Source organism: Pseudomonas sp. FP603 (assembly GCF_030687415.1).
In the GTDB taxonomy this organism is placed as follows: domain Bacteria; phylum Pseudomonadota; class Gammaproteobacteria; order Pseudomonadales; family Pseudomonadaceae; genus Aquipseudomonas; species Aquipseudomonas wuhanensis.
This window is the reverse complement of the sequence record NZ_CP117431.1, coordinates 3,822,122-3,847,913: the sequence shown is the minus strand read 5'-3', so window position 1 is coordinate 3,847,913 and position 25,792 is coordinate 3,822,122. Positions and strand designations below refer to the sequence as shown.

Annotated in this window: 13 protein-coding genes and 2 pseudogenes; 12 read left to right on the top strand and 3 right to left on the bottom strand. The window is 62.4% G+C overall.

What is annotated here, in order from left to right; all coding sequences use genetic code 11:
- Positions 1-192: 192 nt before the first annotated feature.
- The 11 genes and pseudogenes from PSH65_RS17515 (at position 193) to PSH65_RS17465 (ending at position 23,140) form a co-directional block, all read left to right on the top strand.
- Positions 193-12,626: pseudogene (locus tag PSH65_RS17515) on the top strand (filamentous haemagglutinin family protein).
- Between the two features lie 298 nt (positions 12,627-12,924).
- Positions 12,925-13,536 carry a transposase gene (locus PSH65_RS31855; protein ID WP_370694650.1) on the top strand — a complete coding sequence of 204 codons (612 nt, stop codon included), beginning with the start codon at positions 12,925-12,927 and terminating at the stop codon, positions 13,534-13,536.
- Between the two features lie 53 nt (positions 13,537-13,589).
- The gene (locus tag PSH65_RS17505; RefSeq protein WP_305421499.1) at positions 13,590-15,185 is read left to right on the top strand and encodes a ShlB/FhaC/HecB family hemolysin secretion/activation protein; all 1,596 of its coding nucleotides are present in this window, start codon (positions 13,590-13,592) and stop codon (positions 15,183-15,185) included.
- A 19-nt stretch (positions 15,186-15,204) separates the two neighbouring features.
- Positions 15,205-17,013, top strand: coding sequence for a DUF2341 domain-containing protein (locus tag PSH65_RS17500; protein ID WP_305421498.1), 1,809 nt, complete (start codon positions 15,205-15,207; stop codon positions 17,011-17,013).
- Between the two features lie 11 nt (positions 17,014-17,024).
- A complete protein-coding gene (locus tag PSH65_RS17495) occupies positions 17,025-17,450 on the top strand; it encodes a biopolymer transporter ExbD (RefSeq protein WP_305421497.1) in 426 nt (141 codons plus the stop codon).
- Between the two features lie 2 nt (positions 17,451-17,452).
- Positions 17,453-18,157, top strand: coding sequence for an energy transducer TonB (locus PSH65_RS17490; RefSeq protein ID WP_305421496.1), 705 nt, complete (start codon positions 17,453-17,455; stop codon positions 18,155-18,157).
- Positions 18,158-18,197: 40 nt separating this feature from the next.
- The gene (locus tag PSH65_RS17485; protein WP_305421495.1) at positions 18,198-19,889 is read left to right on the top strand and encodes a putative porin; all 1,692 of its coding nucleotides are present in this window, start codon (positions 18,198-18,200) and stop codon (positions 19,887-19,889) included.
- Positions 19,890-19,906: 17 nt separating this feature from the next.
- Positions 19,907-20,536, top strand: coding sequence for a DNA repair protein (locus tag PSH65_RS17480; RefSeq protein ID WP_305421494.1), 630 nt, complete (start codon positions 19,907-19,909; stop codon positions 20,534-20,536).
- 20 nt (positions 20,537-20,556) lie between these two features.
- Positions 20,557-21,036 (top strand): YbjN domain-containing protein, encoded by a 480-nt coding sequence (locus PSH65_RS17475; protein ID WP_305421493.1) that lies wholly within the window; start codon positions 20,557-20,559, stop codon positions 21,034-21,036.
- Positions 21,033-21,983 (top strand): peptidylprolyl isomerase, encoded by a 951-nt coding sequence (locus PSH65_RS17470; protein ID WP_305421492.1) that lies wholly within the window; start codon positions 21,033-21,035, stop codon positions 21,981-21,983. Before PSH65_RS17475 ends, PSH65_RS17470 begins: the two co-directional genes overlap by 4 nt.
- Positions 21,984-22,166: 183 nt before the next feature.
- Positions 22,167-23,140, top strand: a pseudogene (locus PSH65_RS17465) (LysR family transcriptional regulator).
- Positions 23,141-23,309: 169 nt separating this feature from the next.
- Here the strand turns inward: PSH65_RS17465 and PSH65_RS17460 are convergent.
- Both PSH65_RS17460 and PSH65_RS17455 read right to left on the bottom strand, forming a co-directional pair.
- Positions 23,310-23,576, bottom strand: coding sequence for a short-chain dehydrogenase (locus tag PSH65_RS17460; RefSeq protein ID WP_305421491.1), 267 nt, complete (start codon positions 23,574-23,576; stop codon positions 23,310-23,312).
- A complete protein-coding gene (locus PSH65_RS17455) occupies positions 23,573-23,857 on the bottom strand; it encodes a DUF3077 domain-containing protein (RefSeq protein ID WP_305421490.1) in 285 nt (94 codons plus the stop codon). The genes PSH65_RS17460 and PSH65_RS17455 overlap by 4 nt, the downstream gene beginning before the upstream one ends.
- A gap of 576 nt (positions 23,858-24,433) precedes the next feature.
- Between PSH65_RS17455 and PSH65_RS17450 the strand changes: the two genes are divergently transcribed.
- Complete coding sequence (locus tag PSH65_RS17450) at positions 24,434-24,949, top strand: GNAT family N-acetyltransferase (RefSeq protein ID WP_305421489.1); 516 nt, start codon at positions 24,434-24,436, stop codon at positions 24,947-24,949.
- 132 nt (positions 24,950-25,081) lie between these two features.
- Here PSH65_RS17450 and PSH65_RS17445 read toward each other — a convergent pair whose 3' ends face one another.
- Positions 25,082-25,774, bottom strand: coding sequence for an aspartate/glutamate racemase family protein (locus PSH65_RS17445; RefSeq protein ID WP_305421488.1), 693 nt, complete (start codon positions 25,772-25,774; stop codon positions 25,082-25,084).
- Positions 25,775-25,792: the final 18 nt, after the last annotated feature.

Here is a 25,792-nt window from a genome sequence, read left to right as displayed (position 1 = left end):
ACAACATCAATCAGCAATGACCGGGGTCGTTGTTGATCTTCGCGTGGCACCCGCACCAACACAGCCATATGAAATTTTCATGACATCCGTTCGGTCCCGAGCGGTTGTAACTGCCTATCCCCTATAACCAACGCTGGCAGCCTGACAGCACTGCGTTGCGCCCCCTTAGAGCAAACCGAAAGGATGAGTAGGATGCTGCGCTGCAAACCCCAGACGAACCTGAATGCTCCACGTCGCGATGGCGAGTTGTCGATGTTGCGGCTCAAGCCGCTGGCCCAGGTCATTGCGTTGTTGATGGTGGCCGGCAATGCCCATGCGGCGACGGCGTTCAGTTCAGCCTGGTTTGCCGACAAGGGCGCGTCCCAGGCCGGTGGCGCGGGGCGGCCCACGACGGCGCAGCCCGGCATGCCGCCACCCTTGGCGCAGCAGCAACGGGCCAATGCGCAGTTGCAACGTTCGCTGACCAACCTCAACAACACCGTGGCCGCCATCGCGGCTCAGCAGGCGGCCCAGGCTGCGGGTAGGCAAGCTGCGCTCGGCCAGATTCAAGTGGTGTCCGATGGTTTGGGCGATGGCGGGCTCAAGGTCGATAACAGCCTGACCCAGGGTTGGCTCAACGCCAAGGGACCGCAGCAGACCCAGGCCGATGGCAAGACCACGGTGAAGATCGAGCAAACCGCCGACAAGGCGATTCTCAACTGGGAAACCTTCAACGTCGGGCGCAACACCACGGTGGATTTCCAGCAGCAGTCGGACTGGGCCGTGCTCAACCGGGTCAACGATCCCCTGGCACGACCGAGCCAGATCCAGGGCCAGATCAAGGGCAACGGCACGGTGATGCTGGTCAACCGCAACGGCATCGTGTTCAGCGGCAGCAGCCAGGTCAACGTGCGCAACCTGGCGGCGGTGGCGGCGAACATCAGCGATGAGCAATTCAGCCAGCGCGGCTTGTACGTCGATGCCACCGGCAGCCAGCCGACCTTCACTGACGCCGCCGGCAAAGTCCAAGTGCAGCAGGGCGCGCTGATCGAAACCCACCGCGCCGCCACTTCCACCGCGGGGGGCGGCTATGCCTTGTTGTTGGGTTCCGAAGTAGAGAACGCCGGGTCAATTATCACCGCCAAGGGCCAGACCACCCTGGCCGCGGGCGACAGCTTCTACATCCGACGTGGACAGGGCACCAGCGGCAACCTGCGCTCCACCACCCGTGGCAACGAGGTCGCGACCTCGCTCAAGCCGGGGAGCAGCGCCGGCACGGTGATCAACAGTGGCCTGATCCAGGCCAGCACAGGCGATATCACCCTCACTGGACATCGCGTGCAGCAGAACGGCGTGGCCGTCGCCAGCAGTTCGGTGGACACCCGTGGCACCGTGCACCTGCTCAACGCGCGGCGAGCGACAGCAGCGGCAGCGTGACCTTGGGGCAGGGCAGCGCCACGGCGGTGCTGCTCGATGCCGCGGGCGGCAGCGCCCTGGACAGCCAGCGCAACGCCGGGCCCGCCGGTCTGGATGGCACGCCGAACAACCTGATCAGCGGCCAGTTCAACAACCTCAGCAGCGTGGTTGACCGCAGCGATCAGTCGCGGGTCGAGATCGTCAGTGGCGGCAGCGTCGACTTTCAGAACGGCTCCATTACCCTGGCCACCGGCGGCCAGGTCGCGGTCAGCGCCACCGGTCGCAGCCTGGTGCGCGATGGCGCGGTGATCGATGTGTCCGGCGCCATCGGCGTCAAGGTGGCGATGGAATCCAATTCCATCAAGGTCAATGTGCAGGGCAACGAACAGCGTGATGCGCCGGTGAACCGCGAAGGCGGCAAGCTGACCAACAACGATGTCTGGGTGGACGTGCGTGACTTGATCTACGTGCCGGCGGGCACCAATGGCTACGCCACGGATCGTTGGTACACAGCAGGTGGCTTGCTGGAGGTTGGTGGTTACCTGGGCACCCGAGGCCACAGCGTTGGCGAATGGGCGGCCCAGGGCGGCACCCTGACGTTCACCGGTAACGACGTGGTGACCCAGCAAGCGGCGCAACTGAACTTGTCCGGCGGCACTTTGGATGTGCAGAGCGGCTACCTACGCCAGTCCTGGCTCAAGGGCCCCAACGGGCGCTTGTATGAATTGTCCCGGGCGCCAGGGGACATCCTCTACACCGGTATCTACAAGGGCTACGAAGACCACAGCCAGCGCTGGGGCCAGACCCATTACTACTACAACCCGCTGATCGCTCCTCGAGAGCGCTTCGAAGCCGGCTACACCGTCGGCCGCGATGCCGGCAAGCTGGTGGTGTCGACCCGCAACGCCTTGCTGGAAGGCCAGATCGTCGGCGAGGTCTACCAGGGTGAACGCCAGACCCAGGCGCCGAACCTCAACCTCGATGGCTACCAGCAATCGCAAAACGCCGTGGCCCGACGGGCCCAGTTGTGGGTGGGCAGCTACACGCCGATCTATGACAAGACCAGCGGTGTGATCAACAGCGGCCTGAACCCCACCTTTGATCAGGTCACCGTCGGCAAGGTAACCGACAAGATTGCCGCGGGCCTGGACCTGACCTCAGTGGTCGGCAGCGACCGGCAAGGCAAGTTGGTGCTGGATAACGCGCTGCTCAATGGCTTCCAACTCGGGGCAGTCAAGGTGGCGGCGCTTGAGGGCATTAAGGTCGATGGTGCACTCAAGGTAGCCGATGGCGGCGACATCACGCTTTATGCACCGCAGATCGAAATGAACGCCGACCTGACGACCCGAAGCGGTCGCATTGCCTTGGGTAATGTGCTTAAACAGATCAGAACCGATAATTTCCAGATGGAAGACGTCGTGCTTTCGCCCGCCACAGATCAGCGTGCCGCGGTCAAGTTGGGTGAGGGCGTGACGTTGAACACCGCTGGCCGGTGGAGCAACCTGCTGCTCGATGGCAACGACCGCCAGGGTCTGCCGTTCATCAATGGCGGTACCGTGTCCGTACGCAGCAGCGGCGACATCGATGTGCACCAGGGCAGCGTGATCGATGTCAGCTCTAGTGCCGCGGTCATGGCCAATGGCAAGGCCCGTGGCGGCAAGGGCGGTGATTTGACCCTGACCGCCAGTACCGGCGCATCGTCCGGTAACGGCGCCTTGAACCTTGACGGTGAACTGCGCGGCACCGGAGTGAGCGGTGGCGGGACCTTGAAGCTAGCGGCCAATAAAGTGCTGATCGGCAACAGCGGCTCGCCGCTTGAACCGGGCACCTTGCAACTGGGCGGTGACTTCTTCGACAAAGGCTTCTCGGCCTATGACATCACCGGTAACGAAGGCCTGACGGTGGCCGACGGGACCCGGCTCGATGTGACGATGCCGGTGTACCGTTTTGGCGAGCAGGCGTTGAGCACCGGCAGCGATGCAGAACCGGCTGATGCTTTGCGGCGCTGGACGCCGGAGCTGTATCAGGAAGACGCGATCAAAGGCGTCCTTACCCAGCGTCGTGGTGCGAACCTTAGCCTCACTGGCGGTAGCGCGAACTCCAGCGCCGCCGGCATGGCGAGCACGGTATTGAATCTGGGTAAGGGCAGCGTGATCAGCGTCGATCCGGGCCAGAACATCGATGTGCGTAGCATCGGTCAACTGACCGCCAATGGTACCCTCAACGCCTGGGGCGGTCGGGTCAGTCTTACCGAGTTGAGCGTCAGCGATACGGTCCGCGATCAAGTCAATGCCCAGGGCCACGGTCGTTCCATCTGGCTTGGTGAACAAGCACTGATCGATGTATCGAGCCGGGCCGTAACAGCTCGGGACATGCGCGGTCAGACCTACGGCCTGGTGCGCGACGGCGGGCAGATTGTCATCGGCGGCCAGATCGATGCCGCGAAAGGATCGACTTCGGCGTCCGAATTGTTTGTGGTGGTGCGCGACGGTGCGCGTTTGCAAGCGGATGGCAGCCAGGCTGTGCTGGATATTCCAGGCCAGGGGCGTACGTCTGTGGCAAGCAGTGGCGGCAGTATTTCCCTGGCGTCGGCCAATGGTCTGTACCTGGACGGTTCATTCAGCGCCCGTTCGGGTGGAACAGGGGCCGCCGGCGGTAGTTTGTCGGTAGCGCTGGAAACGCCCTATTACCTCAAGAGTGCGGTCAGTGACCGGGTGTTGAAGGTGCGTGAACTGGTGCTGGCGCGCGCTGCCCAGGCGAGCCCACTGAGCGATACGGCTGAAACCTCGGCAGACTCGCTGGTCTATGGTCACGGGCGGTTAGGTGTCAATCAGGTCCAGGCCGGTGGTTTCGATAGCCTGTCCCTGTTAAGCAACGGCCTGATGAGCGTCGATGGCGACCTGTCGATGTCCCTTGGCCAGAGCCTGAGTCTGTACGCCCGCAGCTTTGGATTGAGTGCAACCGCGCCAGCCAATACCCGGGTCGAGCTCAATGCACCCCATGTGTTGATGGCACTTGCGACAGGGCTGGCGACGACTCGACCGAGTTTTGACCCCTATACCCGGCCAGTGGTCGATGGCGGCGGGGTGTCGCGATTGGCGAACAAGGCGGTGTTTTCCGTCAACGCGGACCTGCTGGATGTGCAGGGCAGTGTGATGTTCAGTAGCAAAGGCACGGTGAGGCAGGCCGACGGCAATACCGTCGAGCTGGAACGCGCCGGTTTCGACCGGGTTCAGCTACGCAGTCGGGGTGATTTGCGATTCCTGGCAGGGCTCTCCAGTGAGGGATTGCCTACGGGCTTTACCACCCAATTGCTGACCCCTTCGGACATGGTGTTGCAAGCGGCGCAGCTGTATCCGGCGACCGGGGTTGGAGCACGGGTGTTGGCGGGGTATACAGGTGCCAGTGCCCCTGTCTATGACCCGGAACGCAGTCTGGTCATTGAGCGTACTACCCAGGTCACACCTGCAGTGCCTTATTCGGCATTTGGCCGCTTGCAACTGGGCAGTGCGAAGATTGAGCAGGGCGGGGTGGTACGGGCACCGTTGGGGTTGATTGAAGTCGGCATAAACGATGGCTTGGGTACCACTGATCGAGTGGAGCTGTTACCGGGAAGCCTGACTTCGGTCAGCGGCCTGGGGCTGGTGCTGCCTTATGGCGGCACTGTCGATGGCCAGAGTTATCAATACGCTGGCAAGAAGGTTGTGTTGCTAGGGCAAGGCGCGGTGCTCTCCGACTATGGTGACCTGAATATCGGCGTGATTCTCGGCGGCAAGTCGGTGGCGGCCCAGGAAGGCTCAGTGCTCGACCTCTCTGGTGGCGGTGAATTGCTCGGCGCCGGTTTTATCTCTGGCAGAGGCGGTTCCACCGATGTTCGCTTCAACCCGCTGGTACAAATCGGTGCTAATGGCGGTTTCACCTTACCGGGGCTGTCCAGCAATCCGGTCTATGCCATCGTGCCGGGTAACCAGAGCCAGTATGCGCCGGTCGCCCCTGAGGGGGGCGCGGTGGATCTGAGGGTAGGTCAGCAAATCACCATAGGTGCCGGTGTGCCCGGGCTGGCTGCCGGTACCTACACCCTGATGCCGTCCACCTATGCTTTGCTGCCGGGAGCATTCCGGGTGGAGGTCAACGGTTTGGCGGGGCAAGGCTCCACTTCAAGCGCGCAACAGATGCGCAACGGTTCATGGACCACCGCCGGCGTGCTGTCGGTGGTCAATACCGGGCAGCGCAACAGTTTGTCCAGCCAAGTCATCTTGACCTCGGGAGATGTGCTGCGTCGCTACTCGCAATACAACGAAACCAGCTACGCCCAGTTCGCTGTGGCCGACGCCGCGCGTTTGGGCGTTCCCAGGGCTTTGTTGCCGGTAGATGCCAAGACGTTGAAGTTAAACTTTGCAAAAGGCGCCGCAGATCAGGCCTTCTCCTTTAAGGGCATCGGCAAGTTCGCGCCTCAGACCGGGGGGTACGGCGGAACCGTCGCGGTGGTCGCCAGCAATGGTACCGCGCTGGAGGTGGTCGCCGAAGGGTGGGGGGCCACGGCCGGCTTCGAGGGCGTGACCCTCAATGCCGAAAGCCTCAATGCGTTGAATGCTTCGCGTCAGGTGATTGGCGGCCAGTTTTCGGTGCTCTATGGCCAGGGTGGCAACTACATCACGCCGCAAAGGGTGTCCCGCAGTGTCGCGCTGCGTGAAGGTGCGACCCTGTCGGCGCCTGAGGTATTCCTCCTGGCCGACGGCGGCGAACTGTTGGTGGAACAAGGCGCCGCCATCAACACCATCGGACGGGGCAAGGCCGCTTACGATGTCCGTGATGGTTTTATCTATAACCTCAATGTGAAGTTCCAAAACTATAGCTTGCTGGCCGCCTCCAATGGCTTGCTCAATGTATTGGCCCCTTTGTCAGGTACCAGTGGCACGGTCAACATCGGCGGGTGCAGCCTGACACCGTGCAACGGCGTGACCCGGATTCACTCCGAAGGCAGCATCGTTGCTGCGTCCGGCAGCAGCCTGGAGTTGGACGATCAGGTGCGTTACGGCACCCGTCACCTGACCCTGGCCCTGAGCAACATCAACGTCGGCACCGCCCAGGCCCTGAGCAACGCGGCGACGCGCCAGGTCTTGCCGGCGGGGCTGACCCTGAGCCAGACCGTGCTCGATCGCCTGTTGCGCGGGGACACCGAATACGGTGCTCCGGCCCTGGAAACCCTCGAATTGTCGGCCAGTCAGGCGCTGAATTTCTACGGCACCGCCAGTCTCGACACCTTTGACCCGACAACAGGCAAGTCGCGCCTGAATAACCTGATGCTCAGCACCCCGGCCATCTATGGCGCCGGCAGCGCCAATGACGTGGCGACCATTCGCACCGCCAACCTGATCTGGAACGGTGCCGTTGGCGCGCCGGGTTCGGTGATTGCCGGCGGTGCCGGCACCGGTGCCGGTCGCCTGGATATCCAGGCCCAGCGCATCGAATTTGGCTACGGTGATTTCACCCAGCCTGGCTCGGTCACCACCCTGGACCGTCTTGCACTGGGATTCGCCAACATCAACCTCAGCGCCAGCGAACACCTGACGGCCAACCACAAAGGCAGCCTGGCGGTGTATCAAAGCCAAGGGGCCTATGACGCGAAAACGGGCTACGCCTACAGCGGCGGCAACCTGAATATCCTCACTCCGTTGCTCACCGGTGAAGCCGGATCGGTCAACCGCATCACTGCAGGCGGCACAGTCAATGTAACGGGCACAACCGCTAAGCCGGGCACCGTCCCCGGGCTTGGCGGCGAGTTGTCCCTCAAGGGCCAGAGCCTCAACCTGGCCAGTGCGGTGGTGCTGCCCAGCGGCAAGCTGACCCTCAGCGCGACGGATGACCTGACCCTGGCTGATGAGGCGATAATCGATGTGGCGGGGCGCACGGTAACCTTCAACGATGTCACGCGTTACAGCGCCGGTGGCGAGGTGATCCTGCAAAGCCAGAACGGCAACATCCGCCAGGCCGATAGCTCGAGCATCGACCTCTCGGCCCTCCACAACCAGGCCGGTCGGCTCAGTGCGGTGGCCCTGGGCGGCGCGGCCGGAGTGGTCGATTTACAAGGGCGTATCCTCGGCAGCAGCACGGGCGAATATGACGCCGGTGGTACCGCCATGCCGTACCTGGCCGGTAGCGTGGAAATCCAGGCCCAACGCCTGGGCGGTAGCGGCAGTCTCAGTGAGCAGTTCGCCGCGTTGAACCAACGGTTGAACGACGGGCAGGTGTTTGGCTCCCGCAGTTTCCAGCTCAAGCAGGGCGACCTGGTGATCGGCAACGAACTCAAGGCCTCAACCATCGATGTATCCCTGGACAACGGCAGCCTGTTGGTCAACGGCACGGTGGACGCCAGCGGCGAGCGGGTCGGCAGCATTTATCTGGCCGCCCAAAATGTCCTGACCTTGAGCAGCGGTGCTGTGCTCGACGCCCATGGTCGACGCCTGCGTGTAGACAGCTACGGCAAGATCATCGATTCGCCGAACCGGGCCATTGTCGACCTGACCGCCAGGGAAGGGCGCCTGACCCTGGGCAACGGTGCCCGTATCGACCTGCGCCACGGCACCGAGATCGCGCTGGGCGGCGCGCCCGGCATGAATGACGGTCGTGCTCGCGGGACGTTGCAGCTCAATGTACCTCGATTGGGTGGCGTGTCGGGTGGCGACGTGGCTGTCGATGCCAGTGGCGCCCTGGATATTCAAGGCGCCCGCTCGATCTCGCTGGTTGCTATGTGGCAATACAGCGACGCGCCGCTGATCGACGTGCCGGCGGCCAGCGGTAGGCCTTATCAGGTCATCGATCAGGCCTGGTTGGACGAATTCGCCCATAAGGACAACACCGCCTTTATCACTAACGCCCTCGGCAACAACGATCTGTTGCAGCGCAAACTCGCCGGGTTGAACAACAGCCGCTACCGCGACGTGTTGCATCTGCGCCCCGGCGTGGAGGTGGTGAGTGCGACGGCCGATGGTGACCTGGTGGTCCAGGGTGACCTGGACCTCTCGCGCTATCGCTATGAGAGTCTCAATCCGCATAACGTTCTGAGCGGAGTCTACGGCTCCGGCGAATCCGGCAGCCTGACACTGCGGGCCGGGGGTGACCTGAACATCTACGGCAGCATCACCGACGGGTTCGCCCAGCCGCGGGCCAGCAACGATGACAAAGGCTGGGTGCTGTTGCCGGGCATTGATTTCGCGGCGGGCGATATCGTTGTGCCCGGTACCGGCGTGACCCTGGCGGACGATACGGCGTTTCCGGCGGGCTCGGTGCTCAACTTCGACGTGCCGCTCAAGGGCGCGACCTTGGCGGCGGGAACACGTCTGCCGGTCGCCGCGACGCTTGATCAGCCACTGGTGCTGCCGGCCGGTACGGTGCTGGCCGCGGCGGTGCATGACGCCTTGGGTAACCTGTTGTTCGCGGCCGGCACCTTGTTGGCTTCGACTCAGACCCTCGAGGCAGGAACAGTGCTGGGGGCGGGTAGCCTGCTGGGCAGCAGCGCAACCATCGGCAGCCTGATCTGGCCTAAAGGCGTTGCATTGCCAGGCATTGCGGACGCGCCCCATGGCTTGACCAACGTCCTGCGTCTCAACGGCCCCCTGGGACTGAGTGTGGGTTCGAAAATTCCTTCAGGTACAGACATCAAACTGCCGGCCGGTGTCGAGTCGGTGCAGTTGCGTCCGGAAGTGGCGGGGAGCAACTGGGCCATCGCACCGATGCTGGCAGAGGGCTCGCAGTCGTGGTCGTTGCGCCTCGTGGCGGGCGCCGATACACAGGCGGCGGACAGCCGGGTCGTGCAGCCTGCATCGGCCCGTGGCGATCTTCATCTGGCTGACAGTCATTACGGTGTATTTGGCGTGCCAAATATGGTGTGGAGCGAAGCAGGATCGCTGGAGTTTTTTGGTGACACCAGTATGGTGGGGCAACCCGTGGACTTCGTTGGGTTCGGCGATCCTAATCTGTGCATCGACGACCCGTCTCGCTGTGAAGAGGATGGTCCCCCCGGATATAAGCCGGGCAGCCAACGCTGGAGTGTCATTCGCACTGGCACGGCAGACCTTGAGTTGCTATCGGCAGGTGATCTGAAAATGGATTCCCTTTATGGGGTCTACACCGCCGGCAGTTCGGCCAACGCAACCTACGCCGGCGATCCATACAACCAGCCCAAGGCACTGGGTGCAGAAGGTAAAGTGCTCAATGACGATACAGGCGAAAACGAGCAATTCGTGGACGGCGGCGTCAACAGTGTCTATCGCGCTTGGTACCCTGACTCAGGCGGCAACCTGACCCTGAAGGTCGGCGGTGACTTGATCGGCAACGCCATGGATGTTTCCAGCAGCAATTATGGGCGGCCCAACCTGCTCGACAGCGGCTACGACACGGTCAACGTCGGTAACTGGCTGTGGCGTCAAGGCAACGGTTCAGTCGCCACGGGTACCGGGGCACAACCATCCGCGTGGTGGATCAACTTTGGTAGCTACACCGCTGCGCAGGATCCCGTCAATGCTGACCTGATGGTTGGTTTTACCGGCTTCGGTACGCTGGGTGGGGGCGATCTGAATGTTCAAGTGGCGGGTGATGCTGGTGTGCTCGATCAAATGGCGGGGAGTCTTCTTGAGCCGCGCAGCAACCGCCGCAGTCAAGGACTGGTTCTTGCCGTGGGCAGCACCGGGCGGGTAGGTGCCGATGGGAGTTTGCAACTGACCGGCGGTGGTGATCTCAATCTGCGTGTGGGTGGTGCTTTGAATCCCGAGGGCCTGTTCGTGAACGGGCATCTGAACGGCGCGGTCATCAACCTGCGGGGCCACGCGCAGATCGACAGCGGCGCCATTGGTCGAATCGACCTTCAATACGGCAATGCTGTCGCAGTACAGTCACCTGGAGAAACGCGGGCCTACGATTCCTTCAAATCCACACGAGGGTTTGCGACCGGTGGACTGACCCTCATGCCGGGCGATGCTGCCTTCGATCTGACGACTTCAGGCGACCTTGTGGTGATGGACGTCGCCGATCCGGGGCGGGCGCCGATGATGAGTGCCTCACGCTTCGAGGACGGTAACACCAACGGATCGGGCGTCAGTTGGTTCACGCTGTGGACGGCCAATACTGCGGTCGACTTGTGGTCGTCGGGAGGTAACCTGACGCCTCTCACCTTCAGCACCGCAACGGATCTGGCGGTGGTCTATCCGTCCATCCTGAGAGCTGTGGCAGCCAGTGGCAGCCTTTACTACGGGAAGTCCTCGGAACTGTATGACAGAGGCTATAACGGCGTCAATCGTCCAGCCCTGTTGCTTGCTCCCGGCGTCAATAGTGAACTGCAATTCATGGCCGGCGATTCCATCTACGGCGGCGATATGTCGGTCAGTCGCTCCGGAGCATCGTCTGCAGCCCTGGCCACACCGTTCAGGCCGGCCTTTGTCGGTATCGTCGATGGTTTCGTCATAAAGGCCAGCAATCTTTCAGCCGATGGTAACTTCGCGCGCCCTGATGCGAACATATTGCCGCTGCTTGCCTTCGACACCAGCAGCGCTTCCAGCGAATGGGCCCTTAATGTCGATCCTGCTCGCTTCTATGCGCTTGAAGGTGACTTGCTGGCAGTCGCCACTGGACGGTCGATGACATCAGTCTCTACGGGCAGATGGCCGGGGCGAATCGCGTACGAAGGCGCCGGACCTGTACGGATGATGGCTGGGCGAGACATTGTCAGCAGCAGCATACCGCTGGGCGGGTCTCTGAATGAGAACCCCGACGTGGGTAATTACACCAGCGCCGGCAACCTCTTCATCCACAACAATCCAACCGACATTTCCATCGTGTCAGCCGGGCGCGACATCCTCTACAGCAGCTTCAATGTCGCCGGCCCCGGCCTGCTGGAAATCACCGCCGGGCGCAATATCCTGATGGACGACAAGGTCAGCATCACCAGCCTCGGCGCCGTGGTGCCAGGGGATTCGCGCCCCGGCGCGAGCCTGGTGCTACAAGCCGGCGCGGGCCTCAACGGCGCGGATTACGAGCGCTTCGTCAAGGCGTACCTGGACCCGGCCAACCAGGCCCTGGCCGGTGTGCCCCTGGCGAACCAGGACGGCAAGGTCGCCAAGACCTACGAGGCGGAACTGGTGGACTGGCTGGAGAAACGCTTCGGCTTCAGCGGCGACACCGAACAGGCCCGCAGCTACTTCGCGACGCTGCCGGCCGAGCAGCAACGGGTGTTTGCCCGCGATGTGTACTTCGCCGAGCTCAAGGCCGGTGGCCGTGAGTACAACGAAGTGGGCGGCGTGCGCCAGGGCAGCTACCTGCGGGGCCGGGAGGCCATCGCGCTGTTGTTCCCGACCAAGGATGTGGCGGGCAATGCGATCACCTACAAAGGAGATATCACCATGTTCGGCGGGGCGGGTGTGCACACCGATTTCGGCGGCGGCATCCAGATGCTCACGCCGGGCGGCGGGCAGACCTTCGGCATCGAGGGTAACGCGCCGCCGTCCACCGCCGGGGTCATTACCCAGGGCGAGGGCGATATCCAGTTGTATGCACAGAACAACATTCTACTGGGGCAGAGTCGGATCATGACCACCTTTGGCGGCTCGATCCTCGGCTGGTCGGCCCAGGGCGATATCAACGCCGGTCGCGGTTCGAAAACCACCGTGGTCTATACGCCACCCAAACGTCTGTACGACACCTGGGGCAATGTGACCCTGTCGCCATCGGTGCCGAGTACCGGCGCGGGGATCGCCACGCTCAATCCGATTCCGGAAGTAGCGCCGGGTGACATCGACCTGATCGCTCCGCTGGGCACCATCGATGCCGGCGAGGCGGGGATTCGGGTGTCGGGCAACGTCAACATCGCGGCGTTGACCGTGGTGAACGCGGCGAACATTCAGACCCAAGGCAAGTCGACCGGTGTGCCGATGACCGCTTCGGTGAACACCGGGGCGATTACCTCGGCCAGTTCCGCGGCGTCGTCGGCCACCCAGGCGGCGGAGGACGTGGCGCGTCAGCAACAGGCTGCGGCGCGGCAGAATCAGGCATCGGTATTCACCGTGCAGGTGTTGAGCTTCGGCTCCGAGCAACTGGCGCCGACCCGCGACGGCGCCAGCCGCACGCCGGAGGCCGGGTACAACCCGAACAGCCCGGTGCAGGTGTTGGGGGCCGGGGCGCTGGATGAGTCGGCGCGCCAGCGCTTGACCGAGGAGGAGCGGGGCAGCCTCACCCTATAGAACTCTCGTTGTAAATTTTGGGCGACCTTCGGGTCGCCCTTTTTTTTGCGAATCCGGCGAGTGTAGTAGGAGCGGGCTTTCCCGCGAAAGCGGTGTATCAGGCGACATCAATGTTGACTGTATCGACGTCTTCGCGGGCAAGCCCGCTCCTACGGGTTGATCTGACCCTCTTTTGAAATGAAGCTTTTGTGACAAAAGTTCGGTAGCACATCGCCATTCCGGTCATGCCTATGTGACGCGCTTGAGGGGGCCGCGAGGCCACTTTTCCAGCCGAGGGCGGGAAGCCGGGAGTGAGGCAATGGGGACTATGGAACGCTACTCGAAAGTGGGCATGCAAGAACTCGATCAACGCCTGTCGAAGATCGTCGAAGCCGCGCGCAAGAAGCCGGTTTCGGTCTATCGCTACGGCGCGCCGTGGGTCTGGATCGTGTCCCAGGATGACTGGCAGGGCGCCTTGAAAGAAGTGTCCAGCTACATCCCGCCGGGTCATTCACTGGTGTTGCTGCGCCCACAAATCGATGACCTGCTCGAAGAGCACCGCGACATCTTGCACGGCCTCAACGCCGAGCCCGGCATGCTCATCGCCCCGCAAACGGTCATGCACATCCTGCTGCTGCAGCTGCTCTATTCGGTGCCCAGCGAGCAGCAACTCTACGAGCAGCTCAATTACAACCTGCTGTTCCGCTGGTTCGTCGGCCTGGACCTGAACCAGAAGGTCTGGAGCTTCAACGTCTTGAACCGCGACATCGCCACGCTGCTGAACAACCCGCGGGCGGTGCAGCTGATCCAGAAAATCATTGGCGAAGTGTTCTGCGGTGCCTTGCTGCAAATGCCCGAGTTCTCCTTGAACTTCGCGCTGCTGCACACCTGGCTGGGCAAACACGCCGCGACGTCGACAACAAGCAATTGAGTGGGCCGAACGCTGGGCAAACAGCGACGGTCATTTCGAATTCAGGGGGTGGTGTGGAGCATCTTTTCAAGTCACGGCTGGCGCTGTGGGGCTGGCTGCTGGTGGCGGCCGGTGTGCAGCCGGTGTTCGCCGAAGATTCCGAAACCGCGGCGTCGACAAAACTGGTCGATGTGAACGAATACTTCGTGCGTGGTAACACCGTGCTCGACGCTCGGGCGATTGAAGAGGCGGTGTACCCGTTTCTCGGTCCGCAAAAGACCCTGAACGATATCGAAGGCGCCCGCGAAGCCTTGCAGAAGGTTTATCAGGCCCGTGGTTATCAGTCGGTGTTCGTCGAGTTGCCGGAGCAGAAGGTCGAGGACGGCATCGTTTATCTGCAGGTCAGCGAAACCAAGGTCGGCCGGGTGCGGGTGGTCGGTGCCAAACACTATTCGCCCGTGGACATCCGCGAAGACGTGCCGGCCCTGAAGGAAGGCGAAGTGCCGGACTTCAGCAAGGTCCAGGGTGAGCTGGCGCAACTCAACAAGACCCCGGGCCGGCAGGTGATGCCGCTGGTGCGTGAAGGTCAGCGCCCCGGCACCATGGACGTGGACTTGCAGGTCGAGGACCAGAATCCGTGGCAGGCCAGCGTCGGGCTGAACAACGATTACAGCGCCGACACCGAGAAACTGCGCGCGGTCACCAGCCTGGGTTACAACAACCTCTGGCAATTGGGCCACAGCATCTCGCTGACTTACTTCACCGCGCCCCAGGACACCGACAACGCCAAGGTCTGGTCCGGTTCCTACACCGCGCCGTTGAACGAGCGCTGGAGCGTGCAACTGTCCGGTTATCAATCCGACAGCAACGTCGCGACCATCGGCGGCAGCAACGTGTTGGGCAAGGGCCATTCCTACGGGATCTCGGCGATTTACACGCTGCCGTCCAGCGGCAACTGGTCCAACTCGTTCTCGGCCGGCATCGACTTCAAGGACTTCGACGAGCGCCTGACCCTGGCTGGCGAGAGCGATAACGTGCCGCTGCAATACGCACCGTTCACCTTCGCCTACAACGGTTTTCGCTACACCGAAAACTCCCAATTGGGCCTGGGCCTGAGTCTGGTCGCCGGCACTCGCAGCCTGTTCGGTTATGGCAGCTCCGACGAAGACTTCGACTACAAACGCTACCGCGCCAGCCCCAGCTTCGCCGTGCTCAAGGGCGACACCAGTTACACCTTCACCTTCGGCAACGACTGGCAGACCGCGAGCAAAGCCGCGTTCCAGTTGGCGTCCGGGCCATTGGTATCCAACGAGCAATTCTCGGCCGGCGGCGCGACTTCGGTGCGCGGTTATCTGGCTGCCGAGCGCACCGGTGACGACGGCTACCTGTTGTCCCAGGAGCTGCGTACGCCGTCCCTCGCCAAGTACCTGGGCGCTTACGTCCAGGAATGGCGTTTCTACGCCTTCGCCGAAGGCGCCCAGTTGTACCTGCGTGACGAGCTCCCCGATCAGGACGCCGATTACGCCCTGGCCAGTGTTGGCCTGGGCACCCGCGCGAGCTTGAGCAAATGGCTGTCCGGCAGCGTGGATTGGGGCTACCCGCTGCTCGAAGGGCCGAACACCTCGAAACAGGAATCGCGCCTGCACTTCAACCTGCAAGCGACATTCTGAACCTACGGAGTAATTTTTCATGCAGCGCTTATTCATCGCTTTCCTGATCTGCCTGGGCTTCGTGCTCCCGGCCACCGCCCAGGCCTGGTGGCAAGACGACTGGCATTACCGCAAACAGATTTCGGTGGACACCACGCCCCAGGGCGCGGCGATCAACGAGACGCTGGGTCGCACCGCGCTGCTGGTGCGCTTGCACACCGGCAACTTCACCTTTGATGGCGTCAAGGAGGACGGTTCGGACCTGCGCTTCGTCGCCGCCGATGACAAGACTGTGTTCAACCACCAGATCGAAAGCTTCGACCCGTTGATGGGCATGGCGCTGATCTGGGTCGATGTGCCTGTCATTACCGGCGGTCAGCGCCAGGACCTCTGGATGTATTACGGCAACCAGAAAGCCCCGGCCACAAGCAACGGTCAGCTGACCTTCGACCCGAATTTCACCGCGCTCTATCACTTCGACGGCGCCAACGGCACACCGCCCAAGGACACCACGGCCTACGGCAACACTGCGCAAAGCGCTACCGGCGCGAGCATCGACGGCGTGATGGGGCGGGCGTTGCAGTTCAGTGGCCAGCCGTTGCTGCTGCCAGGCAGTCCATCGTTGCAGCACAACGCCGGTAGCGCGTTCACCTTCAGTGCCTGGTTGCGTCTGGATCAGGCCAATGGTGAACAGCTTGTACTCGTGCGGCGGGAAGGGGCGAACAGCCTGTTGCTGGGTCTGAGCCAAGGCACGCCGTTCGTGGAGATCGACGGCCAGCGCGCCGTGTCCACTCAACCGTTGAACCCCGGTCAATGGCAGCACCTGGCGCTGACCGCCGAGGGCAGCAAGGTTTCGCTGTACGTCAACGGGCGTGAAACCGCGAGCCTTGCAGTAGCGATGCCGGCGTTCAATTCAATCATGGCCATCGGCGCCGATCTGCCGAGCGAAACCGCCGGCACGTATCAGCCATTCACCGGTGCCATCGATGAGCTGCGCCTGTCCAAGGTCGTCCGGCCTGCCGCGCAGTTGCTGGCAGACGCCAATTCCCAGGGTGCCGAGTCGAAACTGCTGGCTTACGGCGTCGATGAAGAACAGTCGGGTTACGGCTTCGGCAGCCTCGGTTTCCTGCTCAATGCCGTGCCGATGGACGCCTGGGTGATCATCGCGGTGCTGGTGCTGATGATGTTCCAGTCGTGGGTCATCATGATCCGCAAGAACCGCATGGTCAGCCGCCTCAGCGCCGCCAACGAAGCGTTCCGCGAGCAGTTCGCCACGGTCGGTACGCGCCTGGAGATGTTCGCCGACGATCAGGACCTCGCCCAGCGTTTGCAGCACTCGTCCCTGTGGCGCTTGTATCAAGTCGCGGTGAAAGAAATCCGCACCCGCCGCGAGCAGGGCGCCGACACCTCGTCAGTCTCGGCCGCGACCATCGAAGCGATTCGTTGCTCGATGGACGGCGTGCGCACCCGCGAAAACCAGGCGCTCAGTTCAAAACTCTCAACGCTGTCCAACGCCATCGCCGGCGGCCCGTACATCGGCCTGCTCGGCACGGTGCTGGGGATCATGGTGGTGTTCCTCGGCACGGCCATGGCCGGTGACGTCAACATCAATGCCATCGCCCCAGGCATGGCCGCTGCGTTGCTGGCCACCGCCATGGGCCTGTTCGTCGCGATCCCGGCGCTGTTTGGCTACAACCGGCTGATCACCCGCAACAAGGAAGTCAGCGCCGACATGCGGGTATTCGTCGATGAGTTCATCACCCGCCTGGCGGAGATGCACGGCGAAAGTCAGTCCAGTGAAGCGGCCCATCGCCGTGGTCATCACACCCACGCATCCGTCCCGGCCTGAGGAGTACTGACATGGCTAGCGTCAATACCTCCCACGACGATGACGATGATGCGGCGGTGGACAGCATCAACATCACGCCCTTGGTGGACGTGCTGATGGTGGTGCTGGTGATGTTCATCCTCACCGCCACCGCCCAGGTGTCCGGCATCCAGATCAACCTGCCCAAGGCCAGCGCTTCGGTGTCGCTGTCCGAAGCCAAGACCAAGGCGATTTCGGTCAATGACGGCGGCCAGGTGTTTCTCGATGCCTACCCGGTGACCCTGGGTGAGCTCGAAGACCGCTTGCGCATCGAAAAGGCGCAGAACCCCGACTTCCCGGTGATCGTGCGCGGCGACGCCACGGTGCAGTACCAGAAAGTCATTGAGGTGCTGGACCTGCTGCGCCGGCTCGAACTGTCCCAGGTCGGTCTCGTCACCGGCAAACCGACCCAGGGCTGACCATGACCGCACAACTCCCCATCCGCCCGTCGCCCGTCAAGCCGTCGCCCCTGCGCTTTGTGAAGTGGGGCGCCGGGTTACTGCTCGCCGGCGTGGCTGCGTGGTTTCTCTGGCAATGGGCCAACGACATGAGTGGCGTGCGCCGGGAAGCCCCGAAGGTGCCGACGATTATCCCGTTGCCACCACCGCCGCCTCCGCCCCCGGAAAAGCCACCGGAGCCGCAAACCCCCGTGGAAGAAAAAATGGTCGAGCCTGAACCGACCCCGGAACCGGAGGCGGTCAAGCCCGAAGAAGAGGCGCCACCATCGCCCGCCGATGACCTGGCCAACCCGATGCAAATGGACGGCGACGCCCAGTCCGGCAATGACGCCTTCAATATCGGCGCCGGCAAGGGCGGCGGCATGGCCGGTGCCGGGGGCGGGCGTGTGGGCAATGGCACGTACAGCCAGTTTTTGGCGTTCACCTTTCAGCGCTTGCTGCGGGAAAACCCGGACCTGCGCAACCTGGCTTTTTCGCTGCAGACCGACGTCTGGCTGAGCAGCGTGGGCGAGATCACCCGGGTCGAGCTGGTGAAGTCCAGCGGCAACCCGGAAGTCGACGCCCAGGTGCTCGCCGCGTTGCGCGGCGCGCCGCATTTAACCGAACGGCCACCGGCCTCCATGACCTTGCCCGTGCGCCTGTCCCTGCAAGGGCGGCGTCCGGGTTAACCGAACATTTTCAGGTTTTGCCAAAAGGAGTTGTGTGCAGATGATTTCCAACGTGAATCGATTGTCCCTGGCGGTCGGGATGGTCATTGCGACCCTGGTCGGGCACGCAGCGGCAGCCCCTGCGCCCTCGGAAAACGCCACGATCAATCTGATCCGCTTGCTGGTGCAGCAAGGTGTGTTGAAGCAGGAACAAGCCGACGGCCTGATCGCTCAGGCGGAAAAAGAAGCGGTGCAGGCGCGTCAGGCCAGCACTGCCGTCGCTGCTGGCCCAGCCGCCGCCCCCGGCGATGTACGGGTGCAATATGTACCGGCCGCGGTGCGCGATCAGATCCGCGATCAGGTCAAGGCTGAAGTCATGGCCACCGCCAAACAGGAAAACTGGGCCCAGCCCAATACCTTCCCGGACTGGGTTTCGCGCATCAGCTTCGACGGCGACATTCGCCTGCGCGACGAGTCGCGCTACTACTCGGGCACCAACAGCAACGAAATCGTCGACTTCGCCAAGCTCAATAACAACGGTCCGTACGACGTAAACCCCAACAGCAGCACCAGCCTGCCGCCGTTGCTCAACACCCGCGAAGACCGCGAAAACCTGTTTCGCCTGCGGGCGCGACTGGGCATGAAAGCAGTGATCTCGCCGGAATGGACCGCTGGTATCCGCATCGGCACCGGTTCGGACAACAACCCGGTGTCCACCACCCAGACCCTCGGCGGCGGCTTCGGCAAAAAAGACATCTGGCTCGATCAGGGTTACCTGACCTGGAAGCCGTCCGATCAGTTGACGTTGACCGGCGGGCGGATCGCCAATCCGTTCTTCTCCACTGACATGCTCTATTCCACCGACCTGAACTTCGACGGCGTGGCTGCGATTTTCGACCACAAGCTCAACCGTGATTGGGGCCTGTTCGGCACCGTCGGGGCGTTCCCGGTGGAGTACACCAACGACACCAGCAGCAGCAACGGTTTCGACAAGGAAGAGAGCGACAACAAGTGGCTGTACGGCGCGCAAATTGGCGCCAACTGGGCGATCAATTCCAGTAACCGCTTGAAAGGCGCGTTGGCCTACTACCGTTTCGACGACATCGAAGGCCAGCGCTCCAGCCCTTGCGAACCCTGGGCCGGCGCACCGGGCTGCGACACCGACGGCAGCCGCTCGGCGTTCATGCAGAAGGGCAACAGCGTGTTCCTGCTGCGCGACATCACGCCGAACCCGCTCAACCCGTCCACCACGCCGCAACCGCAATTCGTCGGCCTGGCCTCGGAATTCAACCTGCTGGACCTCAACGTGGTGTGGGACACCGACCTGCCGGAAGACTTCAAGCTGCGCAGCCAGGCCAACTATGTTCATAACCTCGGTTACGACGAAGGGGAGATGCGCAAACGCTCGGCGGGGCAGATTGTCAACAACCTCGACAGCAATGGCGAAGTGGAAAGCGGCGCCAATGCCTGGATGGTGCAGTTCACCCTCGGCAACTCGCTGGACTTGAAGAAGCAGGGCGACTGGAATTTCTTCGCCGGCTACAAGTACATCCAGCCGGACGCCTTGCCGGACGGTTTCAACGACTCGTCGTTCCACCTCGGCGGCACCAATGCCAAGGGCTATTTCCTCGGCGGCAACTACGGTCTGGCCAAGAACGTCTTCGCCACCGGTCGCTGGTTGAGTTCCGAAGCGGTGTACGGCGCGCCATTCGACATCGACGTCTTGCAGCTTGAAATCAACACGCGCTTCTAAGGCGCAGGGAGAGCGTCATGCACACAAAAATCCTGCTGTTTGCCCTGGGGTTGCTGCTGACTCAAGGGGCCAGCGCCGAAGGCATGGAGGAACGCTTGCGCACTCAACTGCGCAGCACCACCCAGCAGTTGCAGGCCCTGCAAAGCCAGCAGGCTCAGGCCAGCGCCGCGCAAGTGGCGGCCGAGAGTCAGGCCAAGGCTGCGCAGGCGCAAATCAAGCAACTGACGGCGGAACTGGCCAAGGTCAAAGGCGTGGCTGAACAACTGGCCGGCCAGCACGACAGCCTGCAAAGCCAGGCCCAGGCGCAAGCGGCGGCCAGCAGCGAGCAGATCGGCAAATTCAAGAAAGCGTATGAAGAATTGTTGGTGATGGCCCGGGGCAAAGAAGCCGAACGCGCCCGGCTAGCGACGCAATTGGCTGAGCGTGACACACAAATGCAGCAATGTTCGGTCAAGAATCAACAGATGTACGGCGTGGCCAAGGAGATCCTCGCGGCCTACGAAAAGATCGACGTCGCCGAGGTGATGAAGATCCGCCAACCGTTCGCAGGCGCAGCCAGGGTCAAGTTCGAAGAACTGGCCCAAGGCTTTGGCGACGAACTCTACAAGACGCAATTTGACGCGCCCCAGGCCGCGATCGCTCATTGAATGACAGGGAAGAACTTCACATGACCCAATTGATCAGCCACGTATCGCCACAATCCCTCACCGAGGTGCTGCAAGCCGCCGGTTACCGGGTCAATCAAACCGAACAGAGCGGCATCGTGCAGTTGCTCAGCGCCAGCCAGGGCATCGGCTACGCGGTGCGTTTCGGCAATCCGGCAGCGGAGCAGGGCAGCTACGTCGACTTCACTTTCAGCTGCGCCTTGCGGGTGCAGGGCGAGTTGCCGGCCGGGCTGGCGGAGCTGTGGAATGCGTCGCGACGCTTTGCCCGGTTGTCGGTACAGGGCGAGTTTCTGGTGATGGAGATGGACGTGGTGGTCGCCGCCGGGGTGAGCGACGATCATCTGCGTGGCAACCTTGAACTGTGGGATCGTTTGCTTCAGGAGTTCATCGTTTACCTGCGTGAATACAGCCAGAACGCTGCGCAGTTGCAGGCCCAGGCTGAAACCGTCGAGGTGCCTGCGCAAGAGGTTCCAGCCCTGTGAAAAAGCGTACGGTAGTGGCCGGCGCAGGTGCGTTGGCCGTGTTGGTGGTTGCGGTTGCACTGGGGTTGCGACCGGGCAATGACCCGGTCGCGGCTCAGCAGCCGGCGCCATCGGCGGTATTAGCAACGAGTGAGCCTGCGGTCGCGCGACTGGGCAATCAGCAAGTCGCCCCTGAAGAACTCAAAGCGTTGCTCGCCACGTTGCCGACGGAAGCTCGCGAACAACTGCGGGCCAATCGCGGGGCGCTGGAAAGCTGGATTCGCTCGCGCCTGGCCGAGAAAGCCGTGCTCGAACAGGCCGACGCCCAAGGCTGGCGTCAGCGCCCGGAGGTGGAGCGACAAACCCGCGCCGCCACCGAGCAGATTGTCTTTCGCGATTACTTGCAGTCAGTTAGTCAGGTGCCGACCGATTACCCCAGTGCCACCGAATTGCAGCAGGCGTATGAGGCCGGCAAGGCCGGTTGGGTGACGCCGCCGATGTACCGGGTCAGCCAGATTTTCCTCGGGGTGAGCGACCCGCAAAACATCGATGCCGTGCGCAAACAGGCTGTGGAACTGAGCAAAAAAGCCCAGGTCGCGCCGACGGAGTTTGCAGCGTTGGCGACTCAGTATTCCCAAGACCGAGCCAGCGCCGAACGGGGTGGCGACACGGGTCTGCAGCCCTTGCAACAACTGGTACCGGAAGTGCGCGGCGCCGTGTCGCGACTCAAGGTCGGTGGGGTGTCGGAGCCGGTGCAGAGCGCGGCGGGCTTTCACGTCATCAAACTCACCGAACAGCAACCGGCCCGCACCGCGACCCTGGACGAACTGCGCGAACGCCTGACCCAGGCCTTGCGTGCCCAGCGTCAGGAACAGATTGCCAAGGCTTATCTGGAAGGGATGCTCAATACCGCGACGTTGAGTATCGACGGCGCCGAGCTCAATAAAGTGCTGGAGGAAAAACGCTAAACCATATTCACCATAAATCCTGTGGGAGCGGGCTTGCCCGCGATGGCGGAATGTCAGACGCCGGGGATGTTGAATGTGCCGGCCTCTTCGCGAGCAAGCCCGCTCCCACAGGTTTTTCACTGGTTTTAAGAGTTTTCATCGCGCTGGAAGCAATCAAAACCAAAGATCGACAGGGAGTCATCGATGTCATTCATAGAACCCACAGGACGTCAGGGTGTTGTCGAATACCGATCCCCGCAGGGGCCATCCGAGTCTTGGCTGGCACGGGCCGCCGGGATTGAGGCCGAGGTGGCGCAGTACTTTCTGGTCAGCGCCCGTTGCGGCTGTTTCATGCAGGCCGCGCGCAGTCTCAATGTGCGGGCGACCCTGCTGCGCAAGCACCTGGCGCAGCTGGAAGATCAGCTGCAACGTTCGTTGTTCAAGTTCCAGGGCAGTTCGCTGACCTTGAGTCGTGACGGCCAGCAGTTGCAGGCGCGGTTGATCGCGCTGGTGCATGAGCGCAAGTTGCCGGTGATCGAACAGCCCTTGATTCGCCTGGCCGAGACCGGTGTGTTGACATGCCCTCGGCGCGACCTGGTTCGTGCGCTGTGCGGCGCCGTGGCCTGGACATCATTTCCCTGGACAGCGAACTGTCCCTGCGCGCGATCAGTGCCGATGTGGTGGTGTGGCTGGCGGGCACTGATTCGCCGTTGCCAGGTCCCAGTTTTGCCATCAGCGAACCCCAGCGTCTGGCACGGCTGGACTATCTGCCGCACATCGCCAAACGGTATTCACGGGTCGCGGCGCGGCCGGACAGCCTGGGTGACCTGGCCGATTTCATGCTGGTGCAATGGCAGCACGATCGCCATGTCGGCGCTTTTGGGCCGTGGAACAGTCTGGTGGAGCAGCGCCTGGCGGGGGTGGTTCAGCTGCATTCCTATGAGCTGATGCTAGAGATGATCCGTTGCAGCGCCTGCATCGGTCTGCTGCCGCACTACATGAGCCAATTCGACCGGGGGCTGGTGGCGTTGCCGGGGCTCTTCAAGCAACCGATGCAGCGCCAGGTGTGGATGGCGGTCAATGCCGACTCCAGGAATGAGACCGAGGTGCAGGGAATCGTCGAGCTGATCCACAACACGTTCAGTGAGCGACGGGAGTGGTTTGAGTTGATCGAATAACCCGCTGGCAAGAACACTTTTGTGGCGAGGGAGCTTGCTCCCGTTGGGCTGCGCAGCAGCCCCAATTCTGATAACCCGGTTTGTCTGATGTACCGGATTGAATGGTTTTGGGGGGGCTACGCGCCCCAACGGGAGCAAGCTCCCTCGCCACAGGGCTAGGGCTCGACGGTCAGACTCGCGCTCGAATCCGCCGTCCCAGTACATCCATCACATCACAGCCATCGCGCAACAACATCGCCGCCGCATGCGCCAGTTGCTGCACGTCGGCGCCACTGGCGCGGGTGATGTCGAGGTTGGCCAGGCTTTCCATCATCTGCGTCACCGCCAGAAAACGACTGGCGGCGCTGCGGTGCAGCAGATCCAGCGGCGTTTGGGTGGCGACCAGCAGCACCGGAATGTCACCGTCATTGTGAGTCATCGGCATGTGCGGATTCATGCGTCACCGCCTGCTTGCGCGCGGTGCAAACCGTCGATGGAGGCTTGCACCAGTGAGCGCGCGGTGCCGAGCATCTGCTGGCTGGCCCACCGCAATGAAGCGCTGTGTTCCGGGCGGGTGGCGGTGGGGGCTTGATGGGCGAGGGCTTCGGCGCAGCTGAGGTAGACCGAGGCGTGTTCCAGGGCGTCGAGTAGCGGGATGCCGGGTTGGACGGCGAAGAGGTGATGGTCGACGTGGTCGCAGGGGGCGAAGGGGGTGGATTTTGTGGTTGCGTTGGTCATGGGTGTAGCCTCTTGGAAGTCAGAGAACTGCCACTTCATCGCCGTCAAACGAATAGGTGGCAACTGTGTGCAGGTTGACGGACCGGTCCAAGACACCCGGCGCACCCGAAGATGCCCCGCACACAGTCACCATTGAGCAGTGCGTCGGGCACACGAGTGCACGAGCACATTAGAGAGCAATGTGCGTCTTGGACTTTCCGAGCCGTCAAACCCGATCACGAATGAGTCGTGACAGGCGCGAGGATAGGGAGTGAGGACAGGGCAGTCAACCGGCTGAACGCCTGAAACAGATGGTTTGCGTGTAGGCTCGTTCCTTGACTGACCCCCGCTCATTTGTGGTGAGGGGGCTTGCCCCAGTTGGGCTGCGCAGCAGCCCCAAAATCATTCAACCCGGTTGTATCCGATAAACCGCATTTGCCGGGTTTACGACTGCTTCGCAGCCGAGCGGGAGCAAGCTCCCTCGCCACAGAGCGTCTTCTCCCCACAAAAGAGTATTTCCCCGGTATTGATGTCGCCAGACAGGTGAAGGGCGGCTAGAGTGATCGGCCCACACACCGATCAAGGACGAACACCACCATGCCCGACCACGACGCCGCCATTCACCTCGAACGCTTCAGCGAATCCCACATCGAGGGCATCACCGCGCTCTACAACGACCCGGCCGTGGCCCGTCAGGTGCTGCAAATGCCGTTTCAGTCCAGCGAAGTCTGGCGCCAACGCCTGATGGCGGACAACGAGCGGGCGGTGAAACTGGTGGCGCTGCATCAGGGAACGGTCATCGGCAACATTGGCCTTGAGCAGTTTTCGCGAATCCGCCGCAGCCACGCCGGCAGCTTCGGCATGGGGGTCGCCGTGGCGTGGCAGGGCAAGGGCGTCGGTTCGAAACTGCTGGCAGCAGCGCTGGACGTCGCCGACAACTGGATGAACCTGCAACGGGTCGAACTTTCGGTGTACGCCGACAACGAAGCAGCCATCGGCCTGTACCAGAAATTCGGCTTCGAGACCGAAGGCCTGTTTCGCGATTACGCCGTGCGTGACGGTCGGCTGGTCGATACCCTGAGCATGGCGCGGTTGCGTCGCGCCAGTAAGTGAAAAAGTTTGAGCGACGAGAATCCTGTGGGAGCGAGGCTTGCCCGCGAAGAATGCACCGCGTTTTTTCAGGTATTACGCGTCATCGTTCATCGCGGGCAAGCCACGCTCCCACAGGTTCTGCGCCTTATTGACTCAGTCGCCCAACGCAAACGCCACCGCCGCCTGCGCATGCAGTTCGGTGGTGTCGAGCAAGGGCAGGGCGCTGTGCTCGGGTTTGATCAGCAGGCCTATTTCCGTACAGCCGAGGATGATCGCCTGGGCGCCGCGTTCGGTCAGCGACTCGATCACCCGTTGATAAACCTGGCGTGACGCCTCGCTGATCACCCCGACGCACAACTCGTCATAGATGATCCGGTGCACAGCCTGGCGCTCATCAGCCTCCGGCACCAGCACCGTCAGACCCTTGGCCGTCAGGCGTGCCTTGAGAAAGTCTTGCTCCATGGTGAACGCAGTGCCCAGCAAACCCACCCGCAGAGCACCAGCGTCCAGTGCCGCTTGGCCAGCCGGATCGGCAATGTGCAGGAACGGAATATCGATCGCTGCCTGAATCTGCCCGGCCACCTTGTGCATGGTGTTGGTACACAGCACCACGCACTCGGCGCCACCCGCCTGCAGACGCCAGGCCGCATCCACCAGAATCGCCGCCGCGTCATCCCAGCGTCCGGCATGCTGGGCCTGTTCAACAGGGCCGAAGTCGACGCTGTACATCAGCAACTTCGCCGAACGCAGCGGCCCCAGTCGGTCGCGTACCTGTTGGTTGATGAGACGGTAATACTCGGCGCTGGACTCCCAGCTCATGCCGCCGATAAGGCCGATGGTGCGCATTGGATTTCCTCAGGCTGT

Excerpts from the sequence above, each read along its gene's own strand:
- PSH65_RS31855 (WP_370694650.1), top strand. The coding sequence starts at position 12,925 with ATGGGGACTATGGAACGCTACTCGAAAGTGGGCATGCAAGAACTCGAT.
- PSH65_RS17500 (WP_305421498.1), top strand. The coding sequence starts at position 15,205 with ATGCAGCGCTTATTCATCGCTTTCCTGATCTGCCTGGGCTTCGTGCTC.
- PSH65_RS17495 (WP_305421497.1), top strand. The coding sequence starts at position 17,025 with ATGGCTAGCGTCAATACCTCCCACGACGATGACGATGATGCGGCGGTG.
- PSH65_RS17490 (WP_305421496.1), top strand. The coding sequence starts at position 17,453 with ATGACCGCACAACTCCCCATCCGCCCGTCGCCCGTCAAGCCGTCGCCC.
- PSH65_RS17485 (WP_305421495.1), top strand. The coding sequence starts at position 18,198 with ATGATTTCCAACGTGAATCGATTGTCCCTGGCGGTCGGGATGGTCATT.
- PSH65_RS17480 (WP_305421494.1), top strand. The coding sequence starts at position 19,907 with ATGCACACAAAAATCCTGCTGTTTGCCCTGGGGTTGCTGCTGACTCAA.
- PSH65_RS17475 (WP_305421493.1), top strand. The coding sequence starts at position 20,557 with ATGACCCAATTGATCAGCCACGTATCGCCACAATCCCTCACCGAGGTG.
- PSH65_RS17460 (WP_305421491.1), bottom strand. The coding sequence starts at position 23,576 with ATGAATCCGCACATGCCGATGACTCACAATGACGGTGACATTCCGGTG.
- PSH65_RS17455 (WP_305421490.1), bottom strand. The coding sequence starts at position 23,857 with ATGACCAACGCAACCACAAAATCCACCCCCTTCGCCCCCTGCGACCAC.
- PSH65_RS17450 (WP_305421489.1), top strand. The coding sequence starts at position 24,434 with ATGCCCGACCACGACGCCGCCATTCACCTCGAACGCTTCAGCGAATCC.
- PSH65_RS17445 (WP_305421488.1), bottom strand. The coding sequence starts at position 25,774 with ATGCGCACCATCGGCCTTATCGGCGGCATGAGCTGGGAGTCCAGCGCC.